The sequence below is a fragment of the Pontimicrobium sp. MEBiC01747 genome (assembly GCF_053601635.1).
Genome location: NZ_JBSHNS010000088.1, coordinates 1 through 6,852, shown reverse-complemented (window position 1 = coordinate 6,852; position 6,852 = coordinate 1). Strand labels below are relative to the sequence as shown.

General features: G+C 29.0%; 8 protein-coding genes. 4 read left to right on the top strand and 4 right to left on the bottom strand.

Annotated elements, in window-relative coordinates; genetic code table 11:
• Positions 1-526 precede the first annotated feature (526 nt).
• Positions 527-1,078: a hypothetical protein gene (locus ACVC2P_RS01605; RefSeq protein WP_452596735.1), complete on the bottom strand. Its 552-nt coding sequence runs from the start codon at positions 1,076-1,078 to the stop codon at positions 527-529.
• A 256-nt stretch (positions 1,079-1,334) separates the two neighbouring features.
• Here ACVC2P_RS01605 and corA point away from each other — a divergent pair, with 256 nt between their 5' ends.
• Both corA and ACVC2P_RS01595 read left to right on the top strand, forming a co-directional pair.
• Entirely contained in the window at positions 1,335-2,402 is a 1,068-nt protein-coding gene (corA, locus tag ACVC2P_RS01600) for a magnesium/cobalt transporter CorA (protein ID WP_452596734.1), read from the top strand.
• 88 nt (positions 2,403-2,490) lie between these two features.
• Positions 2,491-3,045: a thioredoxin family protein gene (locus tag ACVC2P_RS01595; RefSeq protein ID WP_452596733.1), complete on the top strand. Its 555-nt coding sequence runs from the start codon at positions 2,491-2,493 to the stop codon at positions 3,043-3,045.
• 8 nt (positions 3,046-3,053) lie between these two features.
• On the opposite strand, the gene ACVC2P_RS01590 is transcribed toward ACVC2P_RS01595, so the two are convergent.
• Both ACVC2P_RS01590 and ACVC2P_RS01585 read right to left on the bottom strand, forming a co-directional pair.
• Positions 3,054-3,578 (bottom strand): hypothetical protein, encoded by a 525-nt coding sequence (locus ACVC2P_RS01590; protein WP_452596732.1) that lies wholly within the window; start codon positions 3,576-3,578, stop codon positions 3,054-3,056.
• Positions 3,575-4,468, bottom strand: coding sequence for a hypothetical protein (locus ACVC2P_RS01585; RefSeq protein WP_452596731.1), 894 nt, complete (start codon positions 4,466-4,468; stop codon positions 3,575-3,577). Before ACVC2P_RS01585 ends, ACVC2P_RS01590 begins: the two co-directional genes overlap by 4 nt.
• 132 nt (positions 4,469-4,600) lie before the next feature.
• Between ACVC2P_RS01585 and ACVC2P_RS01580 the strand changes: the two genes are divergently transcribed.
• Both ACVC2P_RS01580 and ctlX read left to right on the top strand, forming a co-directional pair.
• Positions 4,601-5,491: a DUF4349 domain-containing protein gene (locus ACVC2P_RS01580; RefSeq protein WP_452596730.1), complete on the top strand. Its 891-nt coding sequence runs from the start codon at positions 4,601-4,603 to the stop codon at positions 5,489-5,491.
• Between the two features lie 51 nt (positions 5,492-5,542).
• Positions 5,543-6,478, top strand: coding sequence for a citrulline utilization hydrolase CtlX (gene ctlX, locus ACVC2P_RS01575; protein WP_452596729.1), 936 nt, complete (start codon positions 5,543-5,545; stop codon positions 6,476-6,478).
• 5 nt (positions 6,479-6,483) lie between these two features.
• Here the strand turns inward: ctlX and ACVC2P_RS01570 are convergent.
• Positions 6,484-6,852 (bottom strand): TSUP family transporter (locus ACVC2P_RS01570; RefSeq protein WP_452596728.1); only part of this gene is annotated, 369 nt, incomplete at its 5' end.

The window sequence follows — 6,852 nt, the reverse complement described above, 5'->3', positions numbered from 1 at the left end:
CATATTTACAACTATTTCTGTGGTTTCTAAGAATGTAAAACCTAATTTTTTAAAAGATTTCAATTTTGGTTTTTTATCAGATGTTGTCATAATTTATATGTTTTAAAGGTTAAAAAAATAATTTTCTGTTTTGAAGATGTCAATAAAAGCCACAACTTATAAGGCTATCATTAGCATCTTAATATTCAATTTATTAGTAAATTGAAAAGGGGTAATTTAGAATGGTATGTTAATACCTTTGTAAGACATTTTTAGTTTATTAATGCTTTGTTTTTGCTCTTAATCTTCTATAAAAGTGTTCTGTATTTATCCATAAATGGAATAGAGAATAATAGAATTACTACTAAATTTGGAATAAGAGTTTCAAGTGTTTATAGCTCTATTGAAGTCTTACACTGCAAAGATAATGGAGACGTTTAAAGTTTGTTTACTCAAATAAGTTTGACTTTAACTCATATGCTTTAAAGGCATAAAAAAAACGGTTACTGTGTAGTAACCGTTTTTCTATAATTAATAATTTATTAGATTAAAAGTCTGAATTTTCAAATTCACTTCTTTCTATTTTATCTTCATCAATACTAATGTATTCAATAATAAATTTGTTGTTGTTGTCAAAATAACCAACACCTTGCTTATCTCCGTTTACAACCAAGTAATAAGGGTTAGAACTAGATTTAATTGCTTTACCAGATTTTAACTTTTTATTGTTTTTAAAATAGTTCATTACAAACCCTTCGCTAGTTTTTTCAAAAGCATATTTGTTTCCATTGTGCTTATAATATTTAACTTTAGTAAGCTCATCATAAAATGGATCTTTATCGTTATCAACTAATATTGTTTTAGTGACTTTAGTAGGTGGGAATACTCTATCGCCATCAATTTTTCCCTTATCCTTAGGGTCTAATTTTACTTCTTGCTCTTTAGTAGTAATTACTTTTACTTTTTTATCGTATGTAGTATTACCATCTTTAGCTTTTACTATTTTAGTTTGTGTCGTTGTAATTTTGTCTGTTGGTTTATTTTGAGAAACAGCTAAACCAGTTACAAGAATTAAAGCTGTTGTTATGTAATTTTTCATAATAAAAATTTGAATTTTAAGGTTAAACTTCTTTTGTACACTGCAAAGCTATAGAGAAAGAGAGGTTTAACTTAGCTCAAATGTTAAAAGTCTTGACTCATTTACTAATGGCAATGAAATACATGTAAAAACAGATGTTTATAATAAATAGACTTAATACAGCATAACGTTTAAAAGTAAAACCGTTGATTATTATATATCTTTGTTTATACCTATCAAGACATTTTTTGTAATGGATAGACATAAGTTAAATAAAATGAGTAAAGTTAAAAGAAGAAAACATAAAAAGAGTATTGGTAAAGCACCAGGTGAGGTTATATACCTTGGCGATAAGGAAAATTTAAAAACCAGTTTAGAGGTTTATGATTTTTCTAGTGAAAGTATTAATACATTAAAAACTGATTTTATTGAGGAAATCGAAGGGTTTAAAGATAACGGTAATATTACCTGGATTAATGTAAATGGTTTGAGCCATACAGACAATATTATAAAAATTGGCGACTTATTTAAGTTGCATCCATTAATATTAGAAGATATTGTAGATACAGGGCAACGTCCTAAAATTGATGAATATGAGTCTTATTTATTTATTGTCATTAAAATGCTATACTTTGATGCAGATACAGATTTTGTAAGCGAACATGTCTCTTTAGTTATAGGTAAAGATTACGTAATTACATTTCAAGAATCTGAAAAAGATGTTTTTAATGGTGTTAGAACACGCCTTAAAAACGAGAAGTCTCGCGTTAGAAACTCTGAAGCAGATTACCTTGGTTTTGCACTCATGGATGCCATTGTCGATAATTATTTCTCTATTATTGATTCTATAAGTGATAAAGTAGAGGGACTTGAGAACGAACTATTTGTAGAGAGTACTCATGAAGGAATTACTAAAGATATTCAACTTTTAAAGAATGATATCTTAAGAGTAAGAAGAAATATTTTTCCGTCGAGAGAAGTTATAGGAAGAATTGTAAAAACAGATTCCACACTAATAAAAGAAAAAACCTTAAACTATTATCGAGACTTACAAGATCAGATCGTTTTAATTAGTGAAAATATTGATGTAGTTAGAGAAATGATTTGGGGGTTAATGGATATGTACATGACTACAGTTAGTAATAAAATGAATAGTATTATGAAAGTACTAACTATTATAGCTACGATATTTATACCGTTAACCTTTATAGTTGGTGTCTATGGAATGAATTTTGAAAATATGCCCGAATTAAAATCCCCATACGGATATCAAATAATTTGGGCGTTCATGATAATAGTATTTATAAGTTTACTAATATACTTCAGAAAAAAGAAATGGCTGTAGTATGCATTATAAGGTTATACAAACCTAACGGTTTTTAAGAAAAAGGCATTACTATAAAATTTAAGATTAATAATTAAAAATATAAACGATGGCATTAACACCTTCTAACCCTTTTCCAATAGGAACAGAAGCTCCAAGCTTTATTTTGCAAGACACCGTGTCTGGTAAACTATTACAATTACAAGATTTAAAAGGAGCAAAAGGAACTGTTATTATGTTTATATGTAATCACTGTCCCTTTGTAATACATGTAAACGATGAATTAGTAAAACTGGCTAATGATTACAAAGCGCAAGGTATAGGCTTTATAGCCATAAGCAGTAATGATGTAGAACGTTATCCTCAAGATAGTCCAGAGTTAATGAAAGAAACAGCGGCACGGCTACAGTATCCATTTCCGTATTTGTATGATGAAACTCAAGCAGTAGCAAAAGCATACGATGCTGCATGTACGCCCGATTTTTATGTGTTTGATGCAGATTTAAAAACAACGTACCATGGACAACTAGACGACTCTAGACCAAGAAACGGAAAACCGTTAACAGGAAACGATATACGTAATGCTATAGATGCGGTATTAAATAAAGCAAAACCTATAACCTCTCAAAAACCAAGTGTAGGGTGTGGCATCAAGTGGAAGTAAATAGAGCTTTAATCTATTACAGAAAAATGAATTTTATTTGTTTTTACAGGCGCACCATTAATAATTTCTACTTTAGTAGTAATAGAGGCATTTATAGAATCTTTAATAGTCTTATTCTTTGAAACAACATTAAAGTTAAGCTGCATTTTATAAATAGAATCTGAAACCTTTACAATATTACCCTTTTGCGTAATGTTTTCAATAGAAACTTTGCCATTAAAAAAAGGTAGAGCATCACTATTTAATATTAAAGCGTTTAATTGGGCCTGAATATCCTCTTTAAAATCGGGATGTTGTTGTTTTAAATTTATTAAATCATAAACATCGTTTAATTTTTGGGTCGCTAGCAGTTGGTATTCGTTAATAGTAGATTCATTTGTGGTAAATTTTAAATCTAGTGTAAGCCCATCAGTTGTTCCTTCACTACTGTAAATGTTTTCAACCTCTAGAGCATCAGTAGCCTTGCTTTTAGATTCATGTTTTGCGCACGAGATAATAATTAAACTCATAAATATGTAGATTACCTTTTTCATTTCATCATAAATTTAAGAGTTACTATTTTACCATTTTTCATGGTCTTATCTAATATTTTTATACGTTTTAAGCTTTTAGTTGGTATGGTTAATGTTCTTATAAATTCAGGCTTAGAGTAAATTTCAATACCAATATTGTTTTCATACAATTGGTAAATGGTAGCATTATCAGCAAATAATAAATGAAGCTGTTCTTTATGTTTTTTCCAATCTTTAATATTTCCGTTGGTGTAATAATGAAGCATTAAAGCGTAATCATCAGGTTTTAATTTTATAATTTGATTACTGTTAGAACCAATATGTCTAATAATAGTATCTGTTTTATGGTAAGGCGATTGTACTACAAACGTAATAGATTCTTGTTTTGTTTTATAAGTAAAGCAACCTAAACTATCGGTTTTTAAATAAATAGGAGATTCTTTTTTCTGTAATATTTTAATATCTAAAACGGTTTTAGTTATAGCCTCATTTTTAATATCATCCAGAAAACAAAATTCAAAAGTGTTTTTAGCAGTAATAGAACTGTAAATTAAAAATGTAATAGGTATAAGTAGTAAAGTCCAAAGCCATTTTTTGGGGGTCTTTACTGTGGTTTTTGTAACACTTTTATTCGCAACTTTAAAAGCCTCCCAATTGTCGTAACCAACATATTTACTTAATAAATTTAAAATATCTATTCTGGGAAGTTTTTCAGGTGTTTTCTTAATGTAGGTATAAAACCATTTTTCGCTAACCTTTGCTTTTAACTGCAGAAATAAATCTTCTTGAAAAGCAGTAATCGTTTCTCCTTTCCAATCTTCAATAGCTTCAGTAACACTATGGTTTTTAGAAAACGTACTAAATAGTTGTGCCTTTAAGCATTGAAAAAGATATGTGTTTTCAGAATTCAAAAAGAAGTAATTATTTGATTTTTAGATTATTGAAAATTGTAAAACGATTTACAAAAGCTTTGCAAGTGTTTTTCAAAAGCAAAATACAAAATTAAGATAGGTTTGCTTTAGTAACATTAAAAATATAACATTATGAAAGCAAAACAATTAAAAAGCCTAATCTTTTTTACAGTAATAATTACAGCATTTACAATTTCATCTTGTAATAACAGTAATTATAAAGAAGAAGTAAAAGCAGCGTCTACATCTATAACAGAAACTTACGATGCAATACAAGGAGAAAGTTATTTGAGTGATGTAAAAGAGGTATATACAAATCCTGTAGCATCAATTTCTCATAAAATTAAAACACCTAAAGAGTTAAAAATTATAAAATCGGCATCAATACGTTATAAGGTGAAAAATGTAAAATTAGCAACCACAGTAATAAAAAATATGGCGGCTAAATACAATGCCTATATTTCAGACTTAAGGTTGCAGAATAATTTATACTCAAAAGAAAATAGATTTACAATAAAAGTCCCTAACCTACATTTTGATGCTATCATGGATTCCATAAGCACAGTAGCAGAATTTGTAGATTATGAAAATATAACTACAAAAGATGTTACAGAAGAATATGTAGATTTAGAAACACGCTTAAAAACAAAATTAGAAGTAAAAGCGCGTTATGAAACCATACTAAGAAAAAACGCTAAAACAGTTGAAGATATTTTAAAAACAGAAGATAAATTAAGAGTAATACAAGAAGAAATTGAAGCAAACCAAGGGCGCTTAAAATACCTAACAAACAAAGTGTCTTACAGTACTATACAAATAGATTTATACGAAACTGTGGATTATAAAGAAGAACCAATAGCCTATAATAAAACGTTTTGGAGTAAAACAAAATCAAGTTTATCTAATGGAATGCATGCTATAGAAATTGTGCTTTTAGGGTTAATTAATATTTGGCCATTATTAATTATAGGAGGAGTAATATTTGTATTTATTAAAAAGCGATTAAAAAAAAGAAATAGCTAATATAAATTGATTATCATATTTTCTATTTTTGCAATCTAAAATTTGTAAACCATGCAACAAACAACAAATACAATCTTAATGATTCGTCCTATAGGCTTTAGGATGAATGAGCAAACCGCAGTAAATAACTATTACCAAAAAGTAATAGATAATTTATTGCCAGAAACTGTAAACGCTAAAGCGCAGCAAGAGTTTGATGCTTATGTTGAAAAATTAAGAGGCGTAGGTATAAATGTTGTTGTTGTAGATGATACAAAAGAGTTTGATACTCCAGACTCAATTTTCCCAAACAATTGGGTGTCTTTTCATGAAAATGGAACAGTTGGATTATACCCTATGTTTGCAGAGAATAGAAGGTTGGAGCGTCGAGAAGATGTTTTAGAAGCATTAGAATCTCAAGGATTTAAAATAGAAAATATAGTGGATTATACATCTGCTGAAGCAGAAGATGTATTTTTAGAAGGAACGGGAAGCTTACTATTAGATCGCAAAAATAGAAAAGCATATTGTGCCTTATCACCACGTGCAGATGAAGGTTTATTTATAGAGTTCTGTGAAGATTTCGAATATACTCCAGTAGTTTTTACAGCCAATCAAACTGTAAATGGAGAACGTAAAGCAATATATCATACTAATGTTATGATGTGTTTAGCAGAAACTTTTGCAGTGATCTGTTTAGACTGTATAGACGATAAAAAAGAACGTAAACAAGTTGTAAAGCATTTAACCGAAGATGGTAAAGAAGTCATAAGAATTACCGAAGATCAAGTAAATAATTTTGCAGGTAATATGCTTCAAGTAAAAGGAGCTAACGATGAGTTGTTTTTAATAATGAGTCAGGCAGCGTACGATTCTTTATCTAAAGCACAAATAAGCATTATAGAAAAACATTGTAAAATTTTATCAAGCTCTTTAGACACAATTGAAGCTTGTGGAGGCGGAAGTGCCCGTTGCATGATGGCAGAAGTGTTTTTGCCAAAAGCATAACTCGGTTATTTTACCAAGTAAATAAAAGCAATACTTAATAGTATAATTGAATAGATGGAAGTAAAGACTTTTTTAGAAGCTTTACTTCCTTTTTTTGTGCCAAAATAATTAGCAATAAAATAGCTAAAAAAAAGTATAGACACTAACTGCCAATTTATAGAAAGCTCAGCATTGTACTTAATAAAAGCGCCATAGCTAACAGGAGGAATTAGTATAGATAAACTTAAAGCCCTTGCAAATTCTTTTTTTAATTTTAATAAAATAGTAAGAACAGGTATCATTAATACACCCGCACCAATACCAAAAAGTCCACCAAAAATTCCTGTAACGGCAGCTAAGGTAAAAACCCATAGCAAAGAAACATGTTCTACTTC

What these genes read in the sequence shown, in the direction of transcription:
- ACVC2P_RS01580 (WP_452596730.1), top strand. Translation starts at nt 4,601, where the DNA reads ATGAAAGCAAAACAATTAAAAAGCCTAATCTTTTTTACAGTAATAATT.
- ACVC2P_RS01595 (WP_452596733.1), top strand. Translation starts at nt 2,491, where the DNA reads ATGGCATTAACACCTTCTAACCCTTTTCCAATAGGAACAGAAGCTCCA.
- corA (WP_452596734.1), top strand. Translation starts at nt 1,335, where the DNA reads ATGAGTAAAGTTAAAAGAAGAAAACATAAAAAGAGTATTGGTAAAGCA.
- ctlX (WP_452596729.1), top strand. Translation starts at nt 5,543, where the DNA reads ATGCAACAAACAACAAATACAATCTTAATGATTCGTCCTATAGGCTTT.
- ACVC2P_RS01605 (WP_452596735.1), bottom strand. Translation starts at nt 1,078, where the DNA reads ATGAAAAATTACATAACAACAGCTTTAATTCTTGTAACTGGTTTAGCT.
- ACVC2P_RS01590 (WP_452596732.1), bottom strand. Translation starts at nt 3,578, where the DNA reads ATGAAAAAGGTAATCTACATATTTATGAGTTTAATTATTATCTCGTGC.